This is a genomic window from Streptacidiphilus pinicola, assembly GCF_003258295.1.
GTDB classification, from domain to species: Bacteria; Actinomycetota; Actinomycetes; order Streptomycetales; family Streptomycetaceae; genus Streptacidiphilus; species Streptacidiphilus pinicola.
This window is the reverse complement of the sequence record NZ_QKYN01000185.1, coordinates 12,076-36,371: the sequence shown is the minus strand read 5'-3', so window position 1 is coordinate 36,371 and position 24,296 is coordinate 12,076. Positions and strand designations below refer to the sequence as shown.

27 protein-coding genes are annotated in these 24,296 nt (G+C 72.2%); 12 read left to right on the top strand and 15 right to left on the bottom strand.

Annotation, left to right across the window (positions count from 1 at the left end):
• Position 1 precedes the first annotated feature (1 nt).
• Positions 2 to 547, top strand: a complete 546-nt coding sequence (locus tag DN069_RS35300; protein WP_111507361.1) for a GNAT family N-acetyltransferase — start codon at positions 2 to 4, stop codon at positions 545 to 547.
• Between the two features lie 24 nt (positions 548 to 571).
• On the opposite strand, the gene DN069_RS35295 is transcribed toward DN069_RS35300, so the two are convergent.
• Together DN069_RS35295 and DN069_RS35290 are read right to left on the bottom strand one after the other, a co-directional pair.
• Positions 572 to 1,330, bottom strand: coding sequence for an SDR family NAD(P)-dependent oxidoreductase (locus DN069_RS35295; RefSeq protein WP_111507333.1), 759 nt, complete (start codon positions 1,328 to 1,330; stop codon positions 572 to 574).
• Positions 1,327 to 1,722: a nuclear transport factor 2 family protein gene (locus tag DN069_RS35290; RefSeq protein WP_165845781.1), complete on the bottom strand. Its 396-nt coding sequence runs from the start codon at positions 1,720 to 1,722 to the stop codon at positions 1,327 to 1,329. The genes DN069_RS35295 and DN069_RS35290 overlap by 4 nt, the downstream gene beginning before the upstream one ends.
• Positions 1,723 to 1,795: 73 nt before the next feature.
• Here DN069_RS35290 and DN069_RS35285 point away from each other — a divergent pair, with 73 nt between their 5' ends.
• The gene (locus DN069_RS35285; RefSeq protein ID WP_243640190.1) at positions 1,796 to 2,272 is read left to right on the top strand and encodes a MarR family winged helix-turn-helix transcriptional regulator; all 477 of its coding nucleotides are present in this window, start codon (positions 1,796 to 1,798) and stop codon (positions 2,270 to 2,272) included.
• 669 nt (positions 2,273 to 2,941) lie between these two features.
• Here DN069_RS35285 and DN069_RS35280 read toward each other — a convergent pair.
• The 4 genes from DN069_RS35280 to DN069_RS35265 form a co-directional block, all read right to left on the bottom strand.
• Positions 2,942 to 3,172, bottom strand: coding sequence for a hypothetical protein (locus DN069_RS35280; RefSeq protein ID WP_111507331.1), 231 nt, complete (start codon positions 3,170 to 3,172; stop codon positions 2,942 to 2,944).
• Positions 3,172 to 3,381, bottom strand: a complete 210-nt coding sequence (locus DN069_RS35275) for a hypothetical protein (RefSeq protein ID WP_111507330.1) — start codon at positions 3,379 to 3,381, stop codon at positions 3,172 to 3,174. The genes DN069_RS35280 and DN069_RS35275 overlap by 1 nt, the downstream gene beginning before the upstream one ends.
• A gap of 93 nt (positions 3,382 to 3,474) precedes the next feature.
• Positions 3,475 to 4,650 (bottom strand): helix-turn-helix domain-containing protein, encoded by a 1,176-nt coding sequence (locus DN069_RS35270; protein ID WP_111507329.1) that lies wholly within the window; start codon positions 4,648 to 4,650, stop codon positions 3,475 to 3,477.
• A 105-nt stretch (positions 4,651 to 4,755) separates the two neighbouring features.
• Positions 4,756 to 5,397: an HAD family hydrolase gene (locus DN069_RS35265; RefSeq protein WP_111507328.1), complete on the bottom strand. Its 642-nt coding sequence runs from the start codon at positions 5,395 to 5,397 to the stop codon at positions 4,756 to 4,758.
• Between the two features lie 49 nt (positions 5,398 to 5,446).
• Here DN069_RS35265 and DN069_RS35260 point away from each other — a divergent pair, with 49 nt between their 5' ends.
• The gene (locus DN069_RS35260) at positions 5,447 to 5,701 is read left to right on the top strand and encodes a hypothetical protein (protein ID WP_111507327.1); all 255 of its coding nucleotides are present in this window, start codon (positions 5,447 to 5,449) and stop codon (positions 5,699 to 5,701) included.
• 9 nt (positions 5,702 to 5,710) lie between these two features.
• A complete protein-coding gene (locus DN069_RS35255; protein WP_111507326.1) occupies positions 5,711 to 5,911 on the top strand; it encodes a hypothetical protein in 201 nt (66 codons plus the stop codon).
• Between the two features lie 627 nt (positions 5,912 to 6,538).
• Here DN069_RS35255 and DN069_RS40640 read toward each other — a convergent pair.
• Together DN069_RS40640 and DN069_RS35250 are read right to left on the bottom strand one after the other, a co-directional pair.
• Positions 6,539 to 6,676 carry a hypothetical protein gene (locus DN069_RS40640; protein WP_165845780.1) on the bottom strand — a complete coding sequence of 46 codons (138 nt, stop codon included), beginning with the start codon at positions 6,674 to 6,676 and terminating at the stop codon, positions 6,539 to 6,541.
• 318 nt (positions 6,677 to 6,994) lie between these two features.
• The gene (locus DN069_RS35250; protein ID WP_133260151.1) at positions 6,995 to 7,180 is read right to left on the bottom strand and encodes a hypothetical protein; all 186 of its coding nucleotides are present in this window, start codon (positions 7,178 to 7,180) and stop codon (positions 6,995 to 6,997) included.
• A 413-nt stretch (positions 7,181 to 7,593) separates the two neighbouring features.
• On the opposite strand from DN069_RS35250, the gene DN069_RS35245 reads away from it, so the two are divergent.
• Together DN069_RS35245 and DN069_RS35240 are read left to right on the top strand one after the other, a co-directional pair.
• The gene (locus DN069_RS35245; protein ID WP_111507324.1) at positions 7,594 to 7,968 is read left to right on the top strand and encodes an ArsR/SmtB family transcription factor; all 375 of its coding nucleotides are present in this window, start codon (positions 7,594 to 7,596) and stop codon (positions 7,966 to 7,968) included.
• The gene (locus tag DN069_RS35240) at positions 7,965 to 8,456 is read left to right on the top strand and encodes an SRPBCC family protein (RefSeq protein ID WP_111507323.1); all 492 of its coding nucleotides are present in this window, start codon (positions 7,965 to 7,967) and stop codon (positions 8,454 to 8,456) included. Before DN069_RS35245 ends, DN069_RS35240 begins: the two co-directional genes overlap by 4 nt.
• Before the next feature lie 67 nt (positions 8,457 to 8,523).
• Here DN069_RS35240 and DN069_RS41135 read toward each other — a convergent pair whose 3' ends face one another.
• Genes DN069_RS41135 through DN069_RS35220 form a run of 4 tightly spaced genes read right to left on the bottom strand, consistent with a single transcriptional unit; the run spans position 8,524 to position 12,167 of the window.
• The gene (locus tag DN069_RS41135) at positions 8,524 to 9,486 is read right to left on the bottom strand and encodes a glycine betaine ABC transporter substrate-binding protein (RefSeq protein ID WP_207892380.1); all 963 of its coding nucleotides are present in this window, start codon (positions 9,484 to 9,486) and stop codon (positions 8,524 to 8,526) included.
• A 34-nt stretch (positions 9,487 to 9,520) separates the two neighbouring features.
• Positions 9,521 to 10,297: an ABC transporter permease gene (locus tag DN069_RS35230; protein WP_111507322.1), complete on the bottom strand. Its 777-nt coding sequence runs from the start codon at positions 10,295 to 10,297 to the stop codon at positions 9,521 to 9,523.
• A complete protein-coding gene (locus DN069_RS35225; protein ID WP_243640188.1) occupies positions 10,270 to 11,016 on the bottom strand; it encodes an ABC transporter permease in 747 nt (248 codons plus the stop codon). The genes DN069_RS35230 and DN069_RS35225 overlap by 28 nt, the downstream gene beginning before the upstream one ends.
• Entirely contained in the window at positions 11,016 to 12,167 is a 1,152-nt protein-coding gene (locus tag DN069_RS35220) for an ABC transporter ATP-binding protein (protein WP_111507321.1), read from the bottom strand. Before DN069_RS35220 ends, DN069_RS35225 begins: the two co-directional genes overlap by 1 nt.
• A 297-nt stretch (positions 12,168 to 12,464) precedes the next feature.
• On the opposite strand from DN069_RS35220, the gene DN069_RS35215 reads away from it, so the two are divergent.
• Together DN069_RS35215 and DN069_RS35210 are read left to right on the top strand one after the other, a co-directional pair.
• Positions 12,465 to 13,373 (top strand): LysR family transcriptional regulator, encoded by a 909-nt coding sequence (locus DN069_RS35215; RefSeq protein WP_111507320.1) that lies wholly within the window; start codon positions 12,465 to 12,467, stop codon positions 13,371 to 13,373.
• A gap of 149 nt (positions 13,374 to 13,522) precedes the next feature.
• On the top strand, positions 13,523 to 15,712 hold the full coding sequence (locus DN069_RS35210; RefSeq protein ID WP_111507319.1) for a collagenase: 2,190 nt from the start codon (positions 13,523 to 13,525) through the stop codon (positions 15,710 to 15,712).
• Positions 15,713 to 15,761: 49 nt separating this feature from the next.
• Here DN069_RS35210 and DN069_RS35205 read toward each other — a convergent pair whose 3' ends face one another.
• The 3 genes from DN069_RS35205 to DN069_RS35195 all read right to left on the bottom strand — a co-directional run bounded on the left by DN069_RS35205 (position 15,762) and on the right by DN069_RS35195 (position 19,644).
• A complete protein-coding gene (locus tag DN069_RS35205) occupies positions 15,762 to 17,843 on the bottom strand; it encodes a PTS fructose transporter subunit IIABC (protein WP_111507318.1) in 2,082 nt (693 codons plus the stop codon).
• 80 nt (positions 17,844 to 17,923) lie between these two features.
• On the bottom strand, positions 17,924 to 18,874 hold the full coding sequence (gene pfkB, locus DN069_RS35200) for a 1-phosphofructokinase (RefSeq protein ID WP_111507317.1): 951 nt from the start codon (positions 18,872 to 18,874) through the stop codon (positions 17,924 to 17,926).
• Positions 18,871 to 19,644: a DeoR/GlpR family DNA-binding transcription regulator gene (locus DN069_RS35195; RefSeq protein WP_111507316.1), complete on the bottom strand. Its 774-nt coding sequence runs from the start codon at positions 19,642 to 19,644 to the stop codon at positions 18,871 to 18,873. Before DN069_RS35195 ends, pfkB begins: the two co-directional genes overlap by 4 nt.
• 249 nt (positions 19,645 to 19,893) lie before the next feature.
• Between DN069_RS35195 and DN069_RS35190 the strand changes: the two genes are divergently transcribed.
• The 4 genes from DN069_RS35190 to DN069_RS35175 all read left to right on the top strand — a co-directional run bounded on the left by DN069_RS35190 (position 19,894) and on the right by DN069_RS35175 (position 24,292).
• The gene (locus tag DN069_RS35190; protein ID WP_424556358.1) at positions 19,894 to 20,202 is read left to right on the top strand and encodes an HPr family phosphocarrier protein; all 309 of its coding nucleotides are present in this window, start codon (positions 19,894 to 19,896) and stop codon (positions 20,200 to 20,202) included.
• On the top strand, positions 20,199 to 21,866 hold the full coding sequence (ptsP, locus tag DN069_RS35185; protein WP_111507315.1) for a phosphoenolpyruvate--protein phosphotransferase: 1,668 nt from the start codon (positions 20,199 to 20,201) through the stop codon (positions 21,864 to 21,866). The genes DN069_RS35190 and ptsP overlap by 4 nt, the downstream gene beginning before the upstream one ends.
• A 381-nt stretch (positions 21,867 to 22,247) precedes the next feature.
• Positions 22,248 to 23,267 (top strand): SMP-30/gluconolactonase/LRE family protein, encoded by a 1,020-nt coding sequence (locus tag DN069_RS35180; RefSeq protein ID WP_111507314.1) that lies wholly within the window; start codon positions 22,248 to 22,250, stop codon positions 23,265 to 23,267.
• Between the two features lie 119 nt (positions 23,268 to 23,386).
• On the top strand, positions 23,387 to 24,292 hold the full coding sequence (locus tag DN069_RS35175) for an ABC transporter permease (protein ID WP_111507313.1): 906 nt from the start codon (positions 23,387 to 23,389) through the stop codon (positions 24,290 to 24,292).
• Positions 24,293 to 24,296 lie beyond the last annotated feature (4 nt).

The window sequence follows — 24,296 nt, the reverse complement described above, 5'->3', positions numbered from 1 at the left end:
CATGATCTCGCTGACGACCGACCGGCTGCTGCTCCGCGTTCCGTCCGTGGCGGATGTCGAGCCGCTGCTGGGGATGAACGCCGACCCCGAGGTGATGCGGTACATCGGGGACGGCACTCCCGGGCCGCTGGACCGGGAGTCGACCGCCGGGATCGTCGCGCGGGCGCGGCAGGCGTGGGACGAGAGCGGCTACGGCATGCTCTCCGTGCTCACCCGGGACGGCGGTGAATACGCCGGCTGGGTCACCCTCACGGTCCCGCGGTTCCTGCCGCAGATCCTGCCCGCCGTCGAGATCGGCTGGCGCTTTCGCCGCTCCTTCTGGGGGCGGGGCTATGCGACGGAGGCGGCGCGGCCCCTGCTGGCCTACGGCTTCGAGAAGGCGGGCCTCGACCGCGTCGTGAGCATCCGTCACCCCGACAACGACGCCTCGGGGCGGGTCATGGAGAAGCTCGGCCTGCGCTTCGCCGAGGAGGCCACCGTCCCCTCCCACGGTGGCCGGGTCCTCGTCGACGCGATCACGCGCGAGGAGTACGCCGCGCTGAGCTGATGCGTTGGCGCGGGGCCGGCCCCCTCAGGCCAGCACGGAGCCGCCGGCCACGTCCAGCACCACCCCGCTGACCCACGACGCCGACTCGGCGGCGAGGAAGAGCGCGGCCTGGGCCACGTCCTCCGGGGTGCCGAGGCGGCGCACGGGATGGGCCTCGACCAGGCCGCGCTGTATCTCCGCCGGGATCATGCGCTGGTTGCGCTCCGTCAGGATGGTCTCCGGGGCGACGCAGTTGACGCGGACGCCCTGCGGCCCGGCCTGGACGGCCAGTTGCCTGGTGAGCACCTCGATCCCGGCCTTGGCCGCCGCGTAGGCGGCGGGCGTCTGCGCCGTGGGACGCCGGGACGCGGCGGAGGAGACCGTCACGATGCTGCCGTAGCCGCGCTCCTTCATGCCCGGCAGAAAGCTCTTGATCGTCAGGAAGGTGCTGGTGAGGTTGGCGTCCACCGCGGCGCGCCAACCCTCCTCGCTGATCAGCTCGATCGGGCCGGGCGGCACCGGGTTGCCGCCGGCGTTGGCGACCAGCACCTCGACCGGGCCGAACTCGGCCTCCACGCGGGTGCGCAGGGCCTCGATCTCGTCGAAGCGGGTCAGATCGGCGGTCGCGGCCAACACCTCCGCCCCGGTCGCGGCGATCTTGGCGCGAACCGACTCGAGGGCCTCGGCGTCGCGGCCGTGCACGACGACGCGCGCGCCCTCGGCGGCGAAGAGCTCGGCGATGGCGGCGCCGATGCCACGGGAACTGCCGGTGACCAGGACGACGCGGTGCTGCAACGCGTTCACGGCTGCCTCTCGGGTGAAGTGGGCGGGGTGCGCAGGCTCAGATGGATGCCGACCAGCCGCCACTGCGGACCGCCGGTCAGCGCCAGGCTGACGCGGAACGCGCCGTCGGTCCGATGCCCCTGGTACGTGCCCTGCTGCTGCTGGGTGCCGATGACGAAGGTGACGCCCCCGACCTCCCGTGCCTCCTCATCCGCGGAGAAGGAGAAGGCCGAGTAGGCGAGGCCGTCGGCGAAGCGCTTCAGCCACTGCTCGCGGTCGAGCAGGAAGCCGAACGGGCCGACCGCGCGGAACCGCTCGTGCAGGAGCGGCTCCAGCGCGGCGGCGTCGCCCGCGAGCTCCGCGGACGCCCAGGCGTCGAGAAAGCTGTCGGTGGTGGAGAGATCGCTGCTCATACTCGGAAACATAGACCTCGAAAGCTTCGATGTCAAAGGGTTAGGCATCTATGGATCCTGGTAGGCTCGCGCCATGCAGATGCCGCCGATGCGCCAGCCGACCGGTCTCCAGCTGGGCCAGGCCGCCCGCGTGGTCAGCCGGGCCTTCGACGACGCCCTGGAGCAGGCCGGCGGCTCGCTGCCGGTCTGGCTGATCCTGCTCAATCTCAAGATCGGCCGCCCCGGCACCCAGCGTGAGCTGGCGCAGGCGGTCGGACTGCGCGAGGCAACCCTCACCCACCACCTCAACGCCCTCGACAAGCGGGGCCTGATCTCCCGTCAGCGCGACCCCGACAACCGCCGCATCCACGTCGTCACGCTCACCGAGGCGGGCGAGGCCGCGTTCCTGGAGATGCGCGACGCCGCCATGGCCTTCGACGAGCGGCTCAACGACGGTCTGACGGACGTGGAGCGCGCCCTCCTCGCCGACCTGCTGACACGCCTGGCGTCCAATGCCGGCGGCGGTCCCGGGGCGGGCACGCCTCCCTGGGCGGGCCTCGCGGAGGGCTGAACCCGCGGGGGTCACCCGTCCGTTCGCGGGTGCGCCCGCGGCTTAGTGGTGGTCCGGCTGCTCGGCATGGCGGACGGTCCACGCCTGTCCGCGGTGGTCATGCTCTACCAGTTCTTCGGGAACTGGTTGATGCTGGCCTAGGACAGGGGGTGCTTCTCCCTTGAAGAACTTGGCCTGTACTGCACGGCGTATTTGAGCGTCGTGAAGCATGGGCTTGTGTGCCCCTTCTCCTGGTAAGGACTCGTAACGTAACTGGCAAGTAGCGTTCCGCAACGCCCAGTATGTTGCACCTACACACATCACAGGAACGACATACGAGCCTTGAAGATCCGGTGCCGCATACTTCACAAACGACCAACCGGCGCACCGGACCGCCGCCCACGCTCGCGCACGAGCCGGTGGAGCGTTGTCCCAGGCCGGTGGCAGTCGCAGTGACAGGTGAGGTGCCGGCTGTGCTCCATCTCCCCGGCGCTCTGCGTGAACGTGCCGGGGCAGATCCGGTGTCCCACTCCTGACGCCATGCCGGGTGCCGGTCGTGGATTCGGTCGACGAGCTTGAAGCCTTCGGGTTGCAGGTGCCCCAGGCGGGCCGCGCGGCGGAGCGTCAGCCACTGCGCGCGGTCCCCGGCGTCCGTTGGCTTCAGGACGGGCGTCGGCTCCTGAATGGCGCTCATGCGGCGGCCTCCTGTCCGGCGTGATGCGGGCACGCCTTCACGGGCCAGGGCAGCCGGTCGCCGGAGCTGGTGGCCGTGTAGACGTAGCCGCAGTCCATGAGGCCGTCGAGGTGGCTGCCGCAGCGGACGCAGACGCGTCCGTAGAGCTGCTCGCCGCTGACCTCGATCCGCTCGGGTGGACCCGATGGGGGCTCCCAGTCGACGAGGGTGGGGTGCAGGGTGGCCATCACGTCTCCCGCAGGGTGCAGTCGGGGCACGTGACCACCTGCCAGGGCCGCTCGATTCCCTCGGCGTCGGGGACGGCTATGGTCCCGGCCAACGCGAGGGGGCGGTCTTTCGCGGCGGTCCGGCCGCAGCCGATACACGCCTCACCGTGTAGGCGGGCGATGCTCACCTGCTCGGGCAGCGGCAGGCGTCGCTCGAGTACGTACGCCATGGGTGGTGTCCTCCGCTCTCGGTGAGCGATCTCTGACACCACTTATGCTGGCGACCTGCAAGGGCACCTAGGGACACACCTTGTGTCCCTGGATCAGACGACGTGGGCCCACTCCGCGAACCCGATCAGCGAGTCGCGGCCCGAGCGCTTGGTGCGGAGCAGCGACTTCAGGGTCTGATGCACCAGGCCGTGCTCGCGGACGTGCTGCGGCGCGATTCGGCGGGCCACCTGCAGCGACTCGAAGGCGTCGTCTTGCAGGTTCTGCCACAGCTGGGCGCGGGCGATGTCGATGTAGAAGTGCGAGCGGCGTTCCGCCGGGAGTCGAAAGGGGGGCTTCCAGGTCCTGGCGGCGTTCAGGACGGTGGTGGCGTCGCCGAGCTCGACGGCGACGGCGACCTGATGGACGTGGAAGCTGTCCGCGCCGAACGCCGTCCCGGCGTACACGCCCTCGGGGACCGCCTCGGCGCAGCGCGTCGCGCCGGCGAGGTGGGTGCGGGCGCGGTCGTCGTCACGGACGCGGCCGGCTGCGACGGCGGCGCGCATGTGCAGGGCTCCGACCGCGGCCGTGACCTGGCGGGTCGCGTCTGCGGGGGCGGCGTCGATTGCGGCCTCCAGCGTCCGCAGCCCGGTGGCGAGGCTCTGGGGCTGGCCAGCGGCGAAGAACGTCTCCATGCGCACGTACGCTGCGGTGGCGTCGAGCGCCGGGTCCTCGGCGAGGCGGGCAGCCCAACGCATGAGTTCGATGAGGCGCACAGAAAGGTCGTGGTACCTGAACTTGTAGACGACGGCGTCGGCGGCGGAGCGGTACGCGGAGGCGAGGAGCGCCGCGGCCTGCTGGCGCTCCAGGCCCTGGAGGGTGTGGACGGCGCGGGACAGCTCCGCGAGGGTGCGGGTGAGCTGCGCGTACTGGGAGTCGAGTCGCTGCTGCTCCAGGCCTGCAGCGGCGTCGCGAAGCTCCCGCAGCGACCGGACCGGGCCGTCGTCAGGAAGGTCATAGGCGTCGATCGCGGCCCGCAGCGCGGGGATCGTCGCATGGACACGGCTGCTGGTCAGGCTGCCGTTCCCGAGGAGCTGCTCAGGGTCGACGTCGAGCGCGTCAGCGATCGCCTCAAGGACGAGGTCGCCGGGCTGGCGACTGCCCTGCTCGATCTTCTTGATGGTGCTGGTCGACACGTGGGCGGCTGCCGCAAGCTGGGCTTGGTCGAGGCGCTTGAGGCGGCGGGCGGCGGCGATACGCGCCCCTACCGTGTCCGGGTTGCGCGGTGGCATGCTGGACTCCGTTCCTGACTCACCATCTGGAACGGTACCGGTGCACTTGATTGCTGTGCAGGTGAAGCGCCCAGCCTGTCCTCCAGGGGCTGGGCGCGACTGCTGTCAGGCCAGCAACGCCGGGAGCTCTTGGATGTTGTTGATGCGGTAGTCCGCGGCGGCGGCCTCGGGCTGGTCGGCCCACAGGTAGCCCCAGGGGCCGCGGCGGATGTGGCAGACCTTCAGGCCGGCGGCTTGGGCGGGGGCGATGTCGTTGGCGGGGTGGTCGCCGACATAGAGGATCTGCTCGGCGGGCAGGCCAGTCCACTTCAGGACGCAGTCGAAGAACCCGCGGTGCGGTTTCGCGGCGCCCCACTCGCCGGACGTCCCGATGCCGTCGACGGGCAGCTCCAGGGTTCGCAGGAGGCCGGCAACGCGGGCGGTCTGGTTGCCGGCGACGTACACCTTGAGGCCGGCGTCTCGCAGCGCCTGCAGGCCCGTGCGGACGTCCGGGTAGAGGTCCGACTCGTCGAGGTACTCGCCGCGGCCCCACTTCTCGCGCTTCTCGTACTCGGCCCACAGATCCAGGTCCGGCTTGATCAAGCGGAGCGCGTCGGCATTGTCGCGGCCCTGGGCGACGACGGCGCCGACGAGCGCGGAGAGGGTGTGGTGGGGGACCTCGAGCCAATCGGCCCAGTCAGCCCAGAAGCGCCGGTCGGAGGTGATGGTCTCGCCGACGTCGAACACGACCGCGCTGATGGGAGGCATACCGCGGAGCCTACCGGTCGCTGTCGTACCCGCGTTCTACGATCTGCCCGTGCCAACGATTCAAGACCTCGAAGTTCAGTTCAAGGAAGCCCAGGCCGCCACTGAGGCGTACTCCGCGAGCATCACCGAGAAGTACCGGCAGGAGATGCCCGGCACGGACGACGCCACGATTCTCGCCCGGGCTCGAGCGTGGACGGACGACGAGCGGGCCGAACTCGCCAGGTTGCAGGACGTGGCCACAGAGCTGGTCGTCGAGCTGCACAGGGCTCGCGAGGCGGCGAAGCGTGAGGGCGACAACTACTAGAATGATCGTGTGGCCTACCTGCACCAGAACGACCCGATAGCCCAGGCCAACTCCGCGATCCGTCGCTTCATCGAGTCGCTTCCCGGCGGCCGAATCACCCCGGCGGTACGCCCGGAGTACGAGCAGCTCGTCCGGGACTACTTCGCCGCGGTGAAGCACCGAGACGAGCAGCGCGCGGATGAGCCCGAACCTCCGAGACTCGCCGCCTGACGGCATACTGAACACGGCGAACCGCCCGGCCGCGATGAGCGCGTGGCCGGGCGGAACTGCTACTACAGCATCCCGCGACCAGCCACGCAGCACCGAGCTTCAGCAGCTCGATCTGCAGCCAGCCCCAGCCTTCACGCTGGGCCTCCCGGTTGATCGCCTTGTCGAGCGCCTGCGTCGCAGCCCAGACCGCGAGGCGCTTCTCCATCTTGCTCATCCCCTGTACCTCCTCTCCTTTGGGGTATCTCGCAGCGTCTCACTTGCCACTGACAACCCGTCCGGGAACGCAAAGAGAGCCCCGCTCCTGCCAAAGCAGGGGCGGGGCTTGGCGCGCAAGGCTAGGGCTCGGCTGCTTCCTTGTCGCCCGACTCGATCGCCGACGGCGGCTCTTGAACTGGGATGTCGATCTGCTTGCGGTACGGGCCGTCGGGTAGTGGCTTGTGCGCCAACTTCAGTGTGGTACGAGCGTAGTCAGCCAAAGCCTCATCCTTAGCCTCGCCGTCGTCCTCAGGCGAATGGCCTCCAGGGCATCTCGCCGCGCCCGGATCTCGCGGCGTTCCTGCATCTCGCGCGAGTCCAGTGCGGCAACGTGGGCGCGGGTTCGGGCTGCGGTGTTGCTGACCCAGTAGGTCACCCGGACACGGTGCCGCCGGCGAGCGTGACGGGGACCGCGACGCTCTGGTCGTAGCCGAGGAGCAGCGTCACGAAGCCGCCAACGAAGGCGAGCATTGCGAGGATCGACGCAACCAGCATGGTGAGGCGCGTCATCTGGAGCGTTGAGTCTGCGTCATCGGTATTGAGCGCAACCGTGTGGTTCCCGCGGCACCGCCGACTGTGGCGACCGTGCTAACGATGGCCGCCAGGAGCGTCGTCTGATCTGGGCCGCTGCCCCAGTCAGCGGCGAGTGTTAGGCCGAGAGACACGTATCCCCCAGAGATGCACGAAGTGTGCTCTGAGGTTAGCGGCGCGATGGGGCTGCTTGTTCCTTGAACAGCAGAACGGCCCGGCCTGCCGAAGCAGACCAGGCCGAACGCTCACGGCGGCAGTAGACCGAAGCACACGCCGCCGCGATCACCACACTACGCGTTACGCGCCAATGAGCGCGGCGAGGTCCGCTGGTGTGACGTCGCCCGGTGCGCGGCCGTCGGTGAACAGGTGGACGCCCGCGGCCTCGTAGGCGAAGTCGCAGAGTTCGCTGCAGATCATGCTGGCCCGGGACGCCATGACCTTCCGTGCCCACGGGATCCGCAGCCGGAAGTGCCACAAGGCCAAGGCCAGATAGTCGGCTGCGGAGTACGGCACCCCGATGAAAGCCCTCGCGGGCGAGGATCTTTCGCTCGTGCACGCCGCAAGGGCATGGCTGCCATGGATGCGTGGCTTCGGGGCGTTCCGCCTAGCCTGTGATGTCGCGAGGCGCTGAGACTCCCCAGGACCGGTTTTGAGGCCTGAGATGAGTCGTCAGATGCAGGTCAGAGCCACGGCGGCGGTCCTGCTCTACCAGTTCTTCGGGTACTGCCTGCTGGTGACCGCCTCGATCCTCACCCTGCGCCTGCTGCTGCCGGTGCTGCGGAGCCCCGCGCGACGGCTGAACCTCGACGGCTTTCTCAACCTGGCGGTTGACAACATCGGGGATCGGTGTAGCGTTGTTGTCAACCAATCGGTTGAGAAAGCCGTCGGAGGACACCGTGGCCGAGGACCAGCTCTCCCGGGCGTTCACCGCGCTCGCCGATCCGACCAGGCGGGACATCGTCGCCCGGCTGTCGCTCGGGGACGCCACGCCGGGCCAGCTGGCCGAGCCGTTCGCGATGTCGCTCCAGGCGGTCTCCAAGCACCTCAAGGTGCTGGAGGAGGCCGGGCTGATCAGCCGGAGCCGCGAGGCGCAGCGCCGCCCCTGTCATCTGGAGACGGCCGTGCTCGACGAGATGACCGCCTGGGTGGACCGCTACCGGCGCACCGCCGAGGAGCGGTTCCGCCGCCTGGACGCCGTGCTGGCGTCGATGGACGAGGACGAATCGACGGAAGACGAAGACCCGCAGCACGAAGGAGTTGCATCGCCATGACCACCCGACCGGTCCACGAGACCGCCATCGAGGCCGACCCCCAACTGCCCACCATCCGCATCACGCGCGAGTTCGACGCGCCCGTCGCCAAGGTCTTCCGTGCCTGGACGGAGCAGGAGCTGGCGGGCCAGTGGCTCGGCCCCAAGGACCTCACCACCGAGTTCGACGCCTGGGAGCTGCGCACCGGCGGGCACTACCGCTACCGCCAGTTCCGGGACGGCCGGCAGGTCGCCGCCTTCTACGGCTCCTTCCACGAGGTGCGCCCCGACGCCCGCCTCGTGCAGACCTTCACCTACGAGGGCTTCCCGGACGGGGTCAGCCTCGACACCGCCACCTTCGAGGACCTCGGCGACGGACGCACCCGCGTCACCGTGCTCTCCCTGGTCGACTCCCTCGTCGCCCGCGACATGATCCTCGCCAGCGGCATGGACCGCGGCGTGCGCGAGGGCTACGAGCGGTTGGACGCGCTGCTGGCGACGCTCCACTGAGCGGGCGTCACCCGTCCGGCCCGGCGCTCCCCGCGCCGGGCCGGACGCACGCCGCGTGCGAAGGCGGTCAGCCGTTCTTGGCGAGGTCGGCGATCGAGGTCAGGTGGTACTTGTCCGCCGTGGTCTTGGTGACCACGATCGCGTCCTTGTCCTCGGCGCTCGACTGGTCGAGCACGGTGAGCGGCGCCGGAACGGCCTTCTGCAGCGCCGCGTAGACGTCGGCCGAGGAGACCGCGGTGGCCTTCGGGTCGAAGAACTGCAGCAGCACGCCGCTGTACTCGGGGATCAGGTCGATCGAACCGTCCTTGAGGCCCGGGATGTAGGTCTCCCGGCTGCCGATGTTCAGTCGGGTGGTGATGTTGGCGCCCTGGGCGCGCAGCGCCTCCGCGTAGATCTCGGCGAGCAGCACGCTCTCCTGGAAGTTGGCGGAGCCGATCTTGATCGAGGCGCCCTGGGCCGCCGTGCCGGTCTTGTTGAGACCGACCGAGGCGAGCCAGCCCTTGGCGACCGCGTCCGGGTCCTGCTTGTCGGTGATGACGTGGACGTCCAGCTGGGCCAGGGTGTTGGTGTCCAGCTTGGCGGAGACCGCGTTGAGCGTGGAGCTGACGCCCGGGGTCGCCTTCGCCTTGTTGATCAGCGGCAGCACGTTCTGCGCCGCGTAGAGGTTCTTCGGGTCCTGCAGCACCACGAAGCCGTTCGCGGGGATCGACGGGTCGGTGGTGAAGATGTCGCCCGCGTCGATCTGACCGTTCTTCAGCGCGTTGATGGTCAACGGGCCGCCGGCGTCGAGCGTCTTGTAGGAGCCGAAGGTCACGCCGTAGACGCGCTGGAGGCCGGGCACGCCGTCCGTGCGGGTCTTGAACTCCGGCGAGCCGCCGAGGACGAGCTTGGAGGCGACGGTCGCGCCCCCGCCGGCGGAGGCGCTGCTGCCGCCCGACAGCCCGTTCGAGCCGCTGCTGCCACTGCTGCCGCAGGCCGCGAGGACCGTCGCGCAGGCGGCGACGAGGGCCGACGTGAGTGCCTTCTTCATGATGCGTGTCTCCTGGGAGTGGGGATGCGAGGGGTCAAGCGGTGTGCGTGGCAGGCGGAGCGGGGAGCTCGGGAGGGCCACCCTCGGCGCTGGTGCTCGCGTCGGGGCGGCTCGAGAAGCGGCCGGAGACGCCGCGCGAGACGGTGTAGCGCTGGGCGACGGCGAGCAGCAGGTCGGCGACGACGGCGAGCAGCGCGACCAGCAGCGCGCCCGCGTTCCGCTCGGCGAAGTTCTGGCTGGCCTGGCCGTCGTAGACGAAACGGCCGAGACCGCCCAGACCCAGGTAGGCGGCGACGGTGGCCGTCGCGATCACCTGCAGCGTCGCGCTGCGCAGGCCGGAGAAGACCAGCGGCAGGGCGTTCGGCAGCTCCACCTTGCGGACCACCTGGCCGCCGCGCATGCCCATGCCGGCGGCCGCGTCCCGCACCGCCGGATCGACGTTCTCGACGCCGGCGACGGTGCTGGCCAGGAGCGGCGGGACGGCCAGCAGGATGAGCACGATCTCGGTCGGCAGCAGGTAGACGGTGTCGCCGCGGCCGTGGATGTGCGGGGCCAGCATCACGTACAGCAGGATCAGCAGGCCGAGGACGGGCAGCGAGCGCACGGCGTTGGCGACGGTCACCAGCCACCGGCCGCGACCGGTGTGCCCGATCAGCAGGCCCAGCGGCAGCGCCAGGACGATGGCGACCACCAGGGCGATCAGCGCGTACTGCAGGTGCGCCCAGAGCTGGTCGAAGATGCCGCCCTGGGCGGTCCAGTTGCCGGGGTCGTTGAGCCACTGGATCACGAGCCGCCCACCGCCCTGCGCCACGGCGTCACCAGCCGGGTCGCGCCGACCACCAGCAGGTCCAGGACCAGCGCGAGCAGCACGCACAGCACGATGCCGAGCGTGATCGGCGGGTAGTAGGGATTGCCGACCGAGAGCTGGAAGCCGGTGGTGAACAGCTGGCCGAGGTTGGGGACGCCGATGGTTCCCGCCACGGCCACCAGGCTGACGTTGGCGACGACCGCGACCCGCACGCCCGCGGCGATCACCGGCACGGCCAGCGGCAGTTCCACCTTGAGCAGCCGTTGACGGCGGGTCAGCCCCATCGCCGTCGCCGCCTGGGCGACGTCCTCCGGCACCGCCGCGAGCCCGTCCGCGACGACGCGGACGAGCAGCGCGACGGTGTAGACGGTGAGCGCGACCGCCACGTTGATCGGGTCGAGGATCTGCGTGCCGATGAGCTCCGGCATGGCCACGAACAGCGCGATCGAGGGGATCGTGTAGAGGACCCCGGCCGCGGTGACCAGCGGCGGGTAGGTCCAGCGGTAGCGGCGCGCCAGCCAGCCCAGCGGCAGCGCGATCAGCAGGCCCGCCAGCACCGGGACGGCGGAGAGCCAGGCGTGGTAGCCGAGCCAGTTCAGCACCTCGTCACGGTGGTCGCTGAAGTAGGAGAACATGCCTCCGGGCGAGGAGTCGACGGCGAGCCCGGCCGTCGGGGCGTGGTGGAGGAGAACGGGAGGGGCGGTGAGCCCGGGCGGGGTCATCAGGAGGCCTCACCCGCCCCGGTGCGCCGCACTGATGGTCCGTCAGCCGCGACGCGCTGCTGCTCGATCCGCGCGAGTACCTCGGAGGCCGTCACCGTGCCGAGCAGCAGGCCCGAGCCGTCGACGATGACGCCGCGGCCGCTGGGGGAGGAGAGCGCGGAGTCCAACGCCTCGCGCAGCGTGGCGTTCTCGGAGGCGAGCGTGCCGCCGAGGTTGAGCTGCTCCTGGACCACCGTCTCCCCGCTGGCCGCGTCCGCGAGCCGGTCGGTGCGCAGCCAGCCCTGCGGACGCTCCTCGGCGTCGGTCACCAGCACCCAGCCGTCCACCCCCGCCTCCCGGGCCTCGCCCAGCCCGCTCCCGAGCGCGACGGAGTGCTCGTGGTGCAGCGGCAGCCGTCCGGCCCCGGCGAAGCCGAGCGCGCGGTAGCCGCGGTCGCGTCCGACGAACTCGGCCACGAAGGTGTCCGCGGGCGCCGCCAGCAGGTCGGCGGGCGACGCGAGCTGCGCCAGATGTCCGCCGACCCGCAGCACGGCGACCTGGTCGCCCAGCTTGATGGCCTCGTCGATGTCGTGGGTGACGAACACGATCGTCTTGCCGAGCTCGCCCTGCAGCCGCAGGAACTCGTTCTGCAGCTGCGCCCGCACCACCGGGTCGACGGCGCTGAACGGCTCGTCCATCAGCATCACCGGCGGGTCGGCGGCCAGGGCGCGGGCGACGCCCACGCGCTGCTGCTGTCCGCCGGAAAGCTGCGCCGGATACCGCTTGGCCAGCTGCGCCGGCAGCCCGACCCGCTCCATCAGCTCCATCGCCCGGGCGCGCGCCCGCTTCTTGTCCTGCCCCAGCAACTCGGGCACGGTCGTGATGTTGTCCACCACGGTGCGGTGCGGGAACAGCCCCGCGTGCTGGATCACATAGCCGATCCCGCGCCGCAGCTCGTGCGTGGGCACGCTCGCGGTGTCCCGGTCGTCCAGCCAGATCCGCCCGTCGGTCGGCTCGATCATCCGGTTGATCATCCGCAAGCTGGTGGTCTTGCCGCAGCCCGACGGTCCGACCAGCACGGTGATCCGGCCCGAGGGCGCGACCAGGTCGAGCTCGTCGACGGCGAGCGTCCCGTCGGGGTACTTCTTGCTCACGGACTCGAACCGGATCACGAGGCCGCTCCCCTTTCGGCCGGAGACAGGTGCGATCACCATCGAACTGTCACCGACCCCGCGACGCCGGGCGACGCGCTCTAAGGCGTAGGCCGAACGGGTGAGGTGGTGGCCGTGGCGAGCGCTCGCGGGGTCGCGCGGGCGGCTGCCGCTACCCCCGGCGGGGGTGCCCACACCCCCGCTCGGGGGTGCCGGCTCCGCCCGTGGTCGGGATCGGCGCGCGTGTCCGGCGAGGCGGGTCTGACCGCTGGCTATCATGCGTTCCCCCGATCAACGGGAAATCAGGGGGAGGCGCTGATGGAGCTGGAGCTTCGGCATCTGCGGGCGCTGTGCGCGATCGCCGACGCCGGGAGCGTCAGCGGGGCGGCCGTGGCGCTCGGCTGCTCGCAGCCGGCGATGAGCACACAGCTGCGGCGGATCGAGCAGTTCTTCGGGGAGCCGCTGTTCGAACGCGCCCCTTCCGGAGTGGAGCCGACCCCGTACGGCGCGGAGGTACTCGCCCAGGCGCGCGACACGCTGGTGCGCGTGGCCGCGATCGGGCGCCGCCCGGCGGCGGACGCCGCGGCGGCACGTCCGCCGTTGCGCCTGGCGGCCACCAACTCCCCGGTGCTGCCCGGGATGGTGGCCCGGCTGCGCGGCCGGCTGCCGGGACTGACGCTCCGGGTGAGCAGCGTCTACGCCTCCTCGACCATCGTGGACCTGTTGGAGCAGGGCGAGTTGGACGCGGCGATCGCCGTGGACTATCCCGGGATGGAACTGCGGCACTCCGACGCCGTCGCGGTGCGCGGCCTGGTCACCGAGCCGTGCTCGCTCGCCATGAGCGCCCGGCATCCGCTGCGCCACCGGACCGAGATCGCGCTCGGCGACCTGTCCGCGGAGGCGTGGTTCGTGACCCCAGACGACGGGGCGGGTTGGCCCGGCGTCTTCTACCGCGCCTGCGCGGGGGCGGGTTTCACGCCGGGTACGGTCCACGAGTTCCTCGGCGACGCGTCGCAGTTGCAGCACATGATCGGCGAGGGGCTCGGCGTCTCCGTCGTGCAGGCCACCCTGCGTCCGATACCCGGTGTGCTGGTGAAACCGCTGACCGGGACCCCGCTGTGGTGCCGGTACCTGCTGGCCTGGCGGCCTGCGGGCGTGAGCGGGGAGGTGGCGGAGCACCTGTTCGCCGCCGCGTCGGCCGCGTACCGGGATCTCGTCGTTCGCTGACGGCCGGCGGGCGTTGTTATGACCCGGCAAAGCAATATGCTATGTCACACCCTATTGTCGCTGTCCGTTCACGCGTGAGACGGTGCGTCACATCCCCCGGGCCACCCACCTGTTGGGGCTCCCTGTCCACCACCACCCGAGGAACGAGGATGCGTCGGCGCTTCCGCACGTCCATATCCCTGCCCGCTCCCCTTCTGGCCGGGCTCGTTGCCGCGAGCACAGCCCTCGTCGGCCTGTCCGTGACGCCGGGCCATGCCGCCGACGTGCGGCCGGCCGCCGCGCAGAGCAGCCGGTCGCTGCCGCCGACCGGTAGTCGGACCGGCGCCGCCGCCGACCGACCGGTCGTCCAGGCCCAGCGCCTGACGGCCGGTCAACTACCCCCGCACAGCCCGAGCACCGCTCCCACGACCGACCCGCAGACGGCCGCCGCGACCGCGCCCGGTCACCCCTCCGCCTCGTGCACCCCGGCCGACTTCAGCAGCCGGACCGGAGCCGCGCTGGTCTCCTTCGTCACGTCGGCGAGCACCGACTGCGTCAACACGCTCTTCGCCGTCACCGGTCCGAACGCCTCCGGGGTGTTCCGGGAGAGCCAGATGCGCGCCGTGGCCGACGCGTTCCGCGCCGCGTCGGCGAGCTACTCCGGCGACGACTCGACCGGCCTGGAGCAGCTCGCCCTGTTCCTCCGGGCCGGCTACTACGTGCAGTTCTACGACCCCGGGGACGTCGGGGGCTACGACGCGGCACTCACCGGCGCGGTCGCGGGCGGCGTCGACGCCTTCGTCGCGAGCCCGCACCTCGCCGACGTCACGGACGCGAACGGCCAGGTCGCGGGGGAGGTGGTCACCCTCACCGACAGTGCCGGCCTGCAGGCCCGCTACCTGCGCACCTACCAGCGGATCCTGAGCGGCTACACCAACGCGTACGAGCACTCCTGGTACATGGTCAACCTCGTCAACGACGTCTTCACGCCGCTGTTCCGCGGCCACCAGAACCCGGACTTCGTCAGCGCCGTCACCGCCGACCCGGGCATCGTCGACACCCTCGACGCCTTCGCGCTCGCGCACCGGGACCTGCTCGGCGGGCCGAACGCCTTCCTGGACTCCAACGCGGGCATCGAGACGGCCCGCTTCGTCCAACACCCGGCCCTGTACGGCAAGGTGCAGCCGCTGATCAAGGGCCTGCTCGCGGCCTCGAAGATCACCGGCCGGACCGCGGCGCTGTGGGTCGGCGTCGCGAGCCAGGTCGCCGCCTACGACGAGGCCCGGTGCTCCTCCTACGGCGTCTGCGACCTGCCGGCGCGGCTGCGGGCGGCCGCCCTCCCGATCCGGCACACCTGCGACGCCACGCACTCCGTCGAGGCGCAGAACCTGACCGCGGCCGATCTCGCCGCCGTCTGCGCCAGCCTCCAGGGCCAGGATCCGTTCGTCCACCGGCTGGTCAAGGACCACGGGCCGATTCCGGGCCAGCACGAGGCGTCCGTGCGGATCGTCAACTTCGCGAGCCTGTCGGACTACCAGACCTACGCCGGGCCCATCTTCGGCGTCGACACGAACAACGGCGGCATCACGCTGACCGGTGACCCGGCGGACCCGGCCAACCAGCCCCTGTCGATCACCTACCGCCAGATCCACGACGACGGCTTCGTGGCGCGGATCTGGAACCTCAACCACGAGTACACCCACGCCCTCGACGGCCGCTACGACATGAAGGGCAGCTTCGCGGACGAGATCACCGTGCCCGACGTGTGGTGGATCGAAGGCGTCGCGGAGTACGTCTCCTACACCTACCGCGGCGTCACCGACACCGAGGCGATGACCGAGGCGGCCAAACACACCTACGCGCTGAGCACGCTGTTCCAGAACACCTACGACAACAGCGACGTCACCCGCACCTACCCGTGGGGCTACCTGGCCGTCCGCTACATGGTGGAGCGGCACCCGGACGTCGTCCAGGCCATGCTCGCCCACTTCCGCTCCGGCGACTACACCGGCGGCTACGCGGTGTACCACTCCCTCGGCACCTCCTACGACGCCGACTTCGCCGCCTGGCTGGACCGCTGTGCCGCCGGGGCGTGCACCCTCACGCCCGGCACCCCGCACGCGGCCTTCGCCGCGGCCGCCTCCGGCCTCACGGTCCGGCTGACCGACCGGTCCGCGGAGACGGGCGGCGGCAGCATCGCCGCGTGGTCGTGGAAGTTCGGCGACGGCACGGCATCCACCGCGCCGTCCCCGACGAAGACGTTCCGCAAGCCCGGCTCCTACACCGTCATCCTGACCGTCACCGACAGCCACGGGCACACCGCCACCGTGAGCCGTCGCGTCACGGTCGCCTCCCGGTAGACACCGAGGCGCCCCCTCCCACCGGAGGGGGCGCCCAGCGGGGTCGGGTTCAGGCCGCGAGGGCGGCGGGTTCGGGGCTGACGACGGTGTCGGGCTCCGGGGCGAGGCCGGTGCCCGGGACCCGCCGGCGGGACTTGAGGGTGATCACCGTGAGGGCGGTGACGGCCGTGCCGGCGGCGATGGCCAGGAGGTAGAGGAGCGGCCCGCCGATCAGGGGGAGCACCCAGATGCCCCCGTGCGGAGCGCGCAGCGTGCAGCCGAAGGCCATGGAGAGGCCGCCCGCGGTCATGCTGCCCAGGATGCATGAGGGGATGACGCGCAGCGGATCGGCGGCGGCGAACGGGATCGCGCCCTCGGTGATGAAGGACGCTCCCAGCACCCAGGCGGCCTTGCCGTTCTCGCGCTCCTCGGGAGTGAAGAAGCGCCTGCGCAGCGTCGTGGCCAGGGCCAGGCCGAGCGGCGGCGTCATACCGCCCGCCATGACGGCGGCCATCACCTTGAGGCTGCCCGCGTCCGGCACGGTGCCGGCGGTGGTGAGCGCGCCGGCCGCGAAGGTGTAGGCGACCTTGTTGATCGGGCCGCCCATGTCCACGGCCATCATGCCGCCCAGCAGCAGGCCGAGCAGGATCGCGTTGGTGCCGTTCAGCCCGTTGAGCCAGGTGGTGAGCGCCTGCATCAGCGAGGCGATTGGGGAGCCCAGCACGACGAACATCAACAGGCCGACGGCCAGCACCGACAGCAAGGGGATCACCACCACGGGCATGATCCCGGCGACCGCCTGCGGGACCTTCCAGCGGACCATCCAGCGCACCAGGAAGCCGGCGATCAGACCGGCGATGATGCCGCCGAGGAAGCCGGCCCCGACCGTCACCGAGATCGCGCCGCCGACGATGCCCGCCGCGAGCGCGGCGCGGTCGCCGATCGCGTAGGCGATGAAGCCCGCCAGGATCGGGACCAGGAAGCCGAAGGAGGCCGCGCCGGTCTGGAACAGCAGAGCAGCCCAGCTCTCCTTCGAGGACCAGTCGAAGTGGCCGACGACCGAGGGAGCGGACTTGATCTGGTAGCCGCCGATGGCGAAGCCCAGCGCGATCAGCAGACCGCCCGCCGCGACGAACGGGATCATGTAACTGACGCCGGACATCAGGTAGGTGCGCAGGCGCTTGGCCCAGTGCTCGTCCGGCCTCGACGCCCTGGCGGCCACCGGACCTGTGGGCGAGGGCTGGTGACCCTCCGCCAGCCGGGCCGCCTCCGCGACGAGTTCGTCCGCGCGGTTCACGCCCGCCTTGACCCCCACGTCGACCGTCGGCTTCCCCGCGAAGCGGTCTCGGTCGCGGACCTCCACATCATGCGCGAAGATCACCGCGTCGGCCGCCGCGATCACCTCAGGCGCCAGCGGCTCGAACCCGGCCGAACCCTGCGTCTCCACCCGGATCTCCACCCCCGCCCGCTCGGCGGCCGACTCCAGCGACTTGGCCGCCATATAGGTGTGGGCGATCCCGGTCGGACAGGACGTGACGGCGACAAGCCGCAGCCCGCCACGCACGGCGGGGTTGGTGACCGGCGCGGAAGCAGCCTCGGCCGCACGGGCCTGGGCCGCCCCGGCTCCGCCGGCGCCCCCGCCCCTGGCCGTGCCCGCGCTCCCGGTCGTGGCCGCGTCCTCGGGGCGCGCCGGCTCGTCGCCGGAGACCAGGGCCGCGACCTTCATCGGGTCCGTCGCCGAGCGGAGTGCGTCCGTGAACTGCGGGTCCATCAGGCGGCGGGCCAGCGAGGCCAGGATCGCGAGGTGGGTGTCGTCCGCGCCGTCCGGGGCGGCGATCAGGAAGACGAGGTCGGCCGGGCGGTCGTCCGGAGCGGCGAAGTCGATGCCGTGGGAGCTGCGGCCGAAGACGACGCTGGGCGCCGTCACGTGGGCGGAGCGGCAGTGGGGGATGCCGATGCCGTCGCCCAGGCCGGTCGGGGCCTGGGCCTCACGGGCGTGGACGTCGGCGAGGAAGCCGTCGAGGTCGGTGACCCGGCCCTCGGCGACCAGCCGCTGCGCGAGCGCGCGCAGGGCCTCGGACTTGTCGGTGGGGGCGAGGTACAGGTCCACCAGGGGTGGCGTGGTCAGACGCGGAGTGGTGTCGTCGCTCATGGCGTGTCAGTCCTTCTCGGTGGTGCGGCTCGTGCTGCGGATCCCTTGCCCCCGGGTTCCTTGCGCGGAGTGAGCTGGCGTCAGCGTCCCAGGGGCCGCTCCAACGGGATGTCGGCGGTCACCCGCACGGCCAGCGGCCGCAGGTCGGCGGGAGAGGGCATGACGCTGCCGGGCAACTGCACCGCCGCCGCGCCGTGGGCGAGAGCCGAGGCCAGCGCCTCGGGCCCGGCGCCGCCGGCGCCGAGGAAGCCCGCGAGCGAGGCGTCGCCCGCGCCGACGTCGCTGCGGACCACGTCCACCGAGGCCGTGCCGAACCAGTTGCCCTCCTCGGCGGCGAGCAGCATGCCGTCCGCGCCGAGGCTGGCCAGCACCTGGCGCGCGCCGCGCTTGCGCAGCTCGCCGGCCGCGTCGAGGGCGTCGCCGACGGTGGCGAGCGGGCGGCCGACGGCCTCGGCCAGCTCCTCCGCGTTGGGCTTCACCACGTCGGGCCGGGCGGCCAGCGCGGCCAGCAGCGCCGGGCCGGAGGTGTCGAGGGCGATGCGCGCGCCGCCGGAGTGGACCTGGCCGACCAGCTCGGCGTACCACGCGGGTGTCAGTCCGCGCGGCAGCGAGCCGCAGCAGGCAAGCCAGTCGACGCCGGGACCGGTGAAGTCCCGCCGGACGGTGGCCAGCAGGGCCGCCGACTCGGCGGCGCTCAGCTCGGGACCGGGCGCGTTGATCTTCGTCAGCGCGCCGTCGCCGGTCACCACGGAGACGTTGATGCGGGACTCGCCCGCGACCGGCACGCTCGCCACGTCGATGCCCTGCTCGCGCAGCAGCCGCGCCAGCAGCTCGCCGGAGAGCCCGCCGAGCGGCAGGACCGCGGTGGTCCGGTGCCCGGCGGCGGTCAGCGCGCGGGAGACGTTGACGCCCTTGCCGCCCGGATCGACGCGGTCGGACTCGGCGCGGTTGACCTCGCCGAGGCGCAGGGAGGAGCCAGGCAGCTCGTAGGTCCGGTCCAGGCTGGGATTGGGCGTGATCGTGACGATCATGCGCGGATCACCTCCGGGCCCAGGCCCTGGATCTCGGCGGCCTGCGCGTCGTCGAGCCCGGTGTCGGTGACGAGCAGATCGATCTGCCGCAGGTCGGCGAAGCGGGCGAAATGGCGGGCACCGTACTTGGACGAGTCCGCCACCAGCAGCACCCGGCGCGCGCCGGTGACCATGGCGCGCTTGACCGCGGCCTCGGCCAGGTCGGGCGTGCTGAGGCCGCCCTCGGCGGAGAAGCCGTTGGTGGCGACGATCGCCAGGTCGGCGTGCATGTCGGCGAGGTCGCGCAACGCCCAGGCGTCGACGGCGGCGTGGGTGCGGTGGCGCAGCCGGCCGCCGATCAGATGCAGCGTCAGCGAGGGGTGGTCGGCCAGCCGCGCCGCGACGGGCAGCGCGTTGGTGGCGACGGTGTAGCGGCTGTCCTGCGGCAGCAGCGCGGCGAGCCGGGAGACGGTGGTGCCGGCGTCCAGCAGCAGCGTGCCCTCCTCGGGCAGCAGGCTCGGCAGCACGCCGAGCGCGGCGCGGGCGATCCGCTCCTTCTCGGCGGCGGCGGTCGAGTCCCGCTCGGCGAGCCCCGGCTCCAGGTGCAGCGTGCCGGCGGGCAGCGCGCCGCCGTGCACTCTGTGCAGCAGCCCGGCCTTGTCCAGGGCGCTCAGGTCACGCCGGATCGTCTCCTGCGTGACGCCGAACTCCTCGGCGAGGGTCGGGACATCGACCCGGCCCTGCTCCTGGGCGAGGACCAGGATCTGCTGCTGCCGCTCTGGGGCATACATGTGGGAACGCTTCCGTTTCATGCTTGTTTACGCCTGGATTTCTCCGAGAGTACGCCGTCCGGCCGGAGAATCAAGGGGTAACGAAGCCCGAATGTGTTGACATCTCCCGGGCTCGGGCGTAGAACCAACCCAATCAAAGTTGAAACGGGCGTGAAACAACAGCCTCCGGATCCCGCGCGACGCCCCCGGGCGCGGGATCCGGACCCACCACGAAGCGCCCGGCGAACGGTACTGATCAAGGAGCCTCCCGTGACCCTGCCCGCCACCGTGACCGTGCGCACCACCGTCGGCTCCGCCTCCGGGCTGCACGCCCGACCGGCCTCCCTCTTCGTCCAGGCCGCCGTCCGCGCGGCGGCGCCGGTCCGGATCGGTCGCCCGGGCGAGGCGGCGGTGGACGCGCGCAGCCTGCTGTCGGTGATGTCGCTGGCCGCCCGGCACGGGGAGGAGCTGGAGCTCACCCTCGCGGAGGGAGCGGAGGACGGAGCCCGTGCCGCCCTCGACGAGCTCGCCGCGCTGCTGCGGCAGGACCTCGACGCCGCCGGGCAGGTCGCCCGATGAGCCCTGCCGAGACGCTGCTCTCCGGCATCGGCGTCGGCACCGGCTCCGCGTCCGGGCCCGTCGCCCGGATGGCGCCCGTGCCCGCGCTGCCGGCTCCGCGCGCCGTCGCCGACCCGGAGGCGGAGACGGCCGCCGTCCGCGCGGCCCTCGCCGCCGTCGCGGCCGAGCTGAGCACCCGCGCGGCCCGCGTCACCGGCGCCGCCGCCGAGGTGCTGGCCGCGCAGGCGATGATGGCCGAGGACCCCGCCCTCGCCGACACCGCCGTCGTGGCGGTCCGCGACGACGGACTCGACGCCCCGCACGCCCTCGACCGGGCCTGCGCGACCTTCCGGCAGTCCCTGCTCGCCGCAGGCGGTTACTTCGCCGAGCGCGCCGCCGACCTCGCCGACATCCGCGACCGGGCGCTGTGCCACCTCCTCGGCGTCCCGGCGCCCGGCCTGCCCGACCCCGGCCACCCGCACGTCCTTGTCGCCGAGGAGCTGGCCCCGGCCGACACCGCGCTGCTCGATCCGGCCCGCGTCCTCGCCGTCGTCACCGAGCGCGGCGGCCCGACCAGCCACACCGCGATCCTCGCCAAGGCCCTCGGCCTCCCGGCGGTCGTCGGCTGCGCCGGGGCGGCGGGCCTGACGGACGGCCGGCCCGTGCTGGTCGACGCCGCGGCGGGCAGTGTCGAGCTCACACCCTCCGACGACGCGGTCGCGCGGGCGCAGGAGCGCGAGCGGGCGCGGCTGGCACGCGCCAGTGCGGCGCACGGTCCCGGGCGGACTGCGGACGGCCACCCGGTTGCCCTGCTGGTCAACCTCGGCGGCCTCGCCGAGCTGGACGGCGCGGCCGCGGCCGACGCGGAGGGCGTCGGCCTGTTCCGCACCGAGTTCCTCTACCTCGACCGCGCCGAGGCCCCGTCCTTCGAGGAGCAACGCGCGGCGTACCGGCGGGTGTTCACCGCGTTCGCCGGTCGCCGGGTGGTCGTGCGCACACTGGACGCCGGTGCCGACAAGCCGTTGCCGTTCGTGAGCAGCGCCGACGAGGAGAACCCGGCCCTGGGGATCCGCGGCCTGCGCACCGCCCGGCGCGCACCGGAGCTGCTCGACACGCAGCTCGCCGCGATCGCCGCGGCCGCCCGTGAACTCGACGCGGACGTACGGGTGATGGCGCCGATGGTCGCCTTGCCGGCCGAGGCGGCGTGGTTCGCCGGGCGGGCTCGATCGCACGGGCTGGCCTCGGCCGGCTCCATGGTCGAGGTCCCGGCCGCCGCGCTGCGCGCCGAAGAACTCGCCGCCGCCTGCGACTTCCTCAGCATCGGCACCAACGACCTGGCCCAGTACACCTTCGCGGCCGACCGCGGGCTCGGCGAGCTCGCGGAGCTGCTCGACCCGTGGCAGCCCGCCCTGCTCTCCCTCGTCGCCGCCACCGCCCGCGCGGGCGCGGCCGCCGGCAAGCCCGTGGGCGTCTGCGGTGAGGCCGCGGCCGATCCCGAACTCGCCCTGGTCCTGGTCGGCTTGGGCATCACCAGCCTCTCCGCCGCGCCCGCCTGCCTCCCCGAGGTGCGGGCAGCGCTGACCGCACACACACGGGCGCGCTGCGAGGACCTCGCGGCCCTCGCCCTGAACGCCCCGGACGCGACGACCGCCCGCGACCTGGTGCGGGAGCGGGTGGGCGGCTGAGCGGGGGCTCACCACCAGCGTCCCGGCCGTGGTCGGTCACCCGCCCGATGACGGCCTGCAGGTGCAGGCCCTTGTCGAGGATCGCGCGGGCCCGGCCACCGGTCGGGTCGGGGAGGCGACGCAGCCGGGCCCGCGGCGCGCGGTCGCGTCGGCGGGCGCGGGGTGCCCGCGAGGAGCGGGGCGGAGGAGAGCGGCGCCGCACAGCAGTGCGGTTCGCTCACGAGTCATGACCCACCAGGTCCGCGGCGCGTTCCGGAAAACGGCGCAGGACACTTCCGCATCCACTCCGACGACGCACACCCCCGGGGCTCGCCCCGGGCCGGGCGTCACGGCATGATGTGGCCCGAGGCAGCGAATCCCCTAGGTCAGCGAGGGACAGGCATGGCCCGGCAGAGGCTCCGGCCGCAGGTGTGGACTCCGCCCAGGCGAGGCGGGCGCGCGCGGGCGTGGCGAGGCTACCGTTCGCTGCCCGAGCTGACGCTGGTGCCGCTCTCCGGTCTCGGCCCGGAGGACGTCGTCGTCGACGCGCTCGGGCGCGTCCTGTGCGGGGTGGAGGACGGGCGCCTGCTGCGCCTCAGCCCGGACGGGCGCGAGGCCGTGACGCTGGCCGACATCGCGCCCGGACGCCCGGCCGGCCTGGAGGTCCTGCCGGACGGGCGGGTGCTCGTCTGCGACGCGCGCGCCGGACGCCTGCTGCGCGTCGACCCGGACGCCGGCACCGTCGAGACCCTCGCCGACCGCGTCGGCGGCGAGCCGCTGCGGCTCGTCAGCAACGTCGTCGCCACGGCCGACGGGACCGTCTACTTCACCGAGTCAAGCCGGCGCTTCAGCATCGACGACTGGCGCGCCGACATCCTCGAACACTCCGGCACCGGCCGACTGCTGCGGCTGCCCCGCGACGGCGGCGAGCCCGAGGTCCTGCTCGACGGCCTGCAGTTCGCCAACGGCCTCGCGCTCGGACCGGACGACTCCTACCTGGCGGTCGCCGAGACCGGCAGCTACCGCGTCCTGCGCCACTGGCTCTCCGGCGCCCGCGCCGGCACCACGGAGACCTTCGTCGACCTCCCAGGCTTCCCCGACAACCTCGGCGCGGGCGCACACGGCCTCCTCTGGATCGCGATGGTCGCCCCCCGCGACCCCTTCCTCGACCTCCTGCACCGCTCCCACCCCCTCGCGCGCCAGGCGCTCTGGCGCGTCCCGGAACGCCTCCTGCCGGGCCCGAAGCCGACGGTTTGGGTCATCGCGATCGACACGGCGGGCCGCGTGGTCCACGACCTCCAGGGCCCCAGCGCCGCCTTCCGCGCGGTCACCGGCGTCGCCGAACACGAAGGCCGCCTCTGGCTCGGCACCCTCACCGAACCCGCCGTCGCCACCTTCGACCTGTCGGCCGTCCGCATCTGACGGATCCGTACCGCCGGATCCGCACCGACGGGGTCGTACCCGACGGTCCGCCACCCGTCAGGGTGAGCCCGCGCGTGTGGCCGCGCGCGGGTGCGGGGGTGGCGTGAGAACGTCGGGGAGTGACCGCACCTGTCGCCGACGTCGCCGACCGTGCCGACGCGGGGCTCGCCCCGGCCGACCTCGCGGCGAAGTATGGCCTGACCCTGAGCGGGCGACGCCCGAGCCTCGCCCGGTACAGCGTCGAGCTGTGGGCACGGCGCCACTTCGTCCTGGCGTTCGCCACGGCGCGGCTCACCGCGAACTACAGCTCGGCGCGGCTGGGGCAGATCTGGCAGGTGATGACACCGCTGCTGAACGCGGCCGTCTACTACCTGGTCTTCGGTCTGCTGCTGCAGCAGAACCGGGGCATCCCGAACTACATCGCGTACCTGTGCACGGGCATCTTCACCTTCCAGTTCACCCAGTCCGCGGTGCTGGCGGGCACGCGCTCCATCTCCGGCAACCTCGGACTGATCCGCGCCCTGCACTTCCCGCGGGCGTGCCTGCCGGTGTCGATGACGATCCTGCAGCTGCAGGAGCTGCTGGTGTCGATGTCGGTGCTCGGCGCGATCATCCTCGCCACCGGCGAGCCGCTGACGGCCCGCTGGCTGCTGATCGTCCCGACACTGCTGCTGCAGACGGTCTTCAACGCCGGCGCCGCGATGCTGCTGGCCCGCTGGGGCTCGAAGACGACGGACCTGGCGCAGCTGATGCCGTTCATCATCCGCACCTGGATGTACATGTCCGGGGTCTTCTGGAGCGTCCAGTCCCTCAGCGCCCACATCCCGTCGTCGATCCGGACGCTGCTCTACCTCAACCCGGCCCTGATCTTCAACGAGCTGATGCGCTACGCCCTCATGGCCTCCGTCCCGGCCAGCAGCCTCAGCCCCCACATCTGGGCCACCGCCGTCGGCTGGGCCGTCGTCGCCGGCGCCATCGGCTACGTCCACTTCTGGCGCGCCGAGGAGCAGTACGGACGCGGCTGAGCCC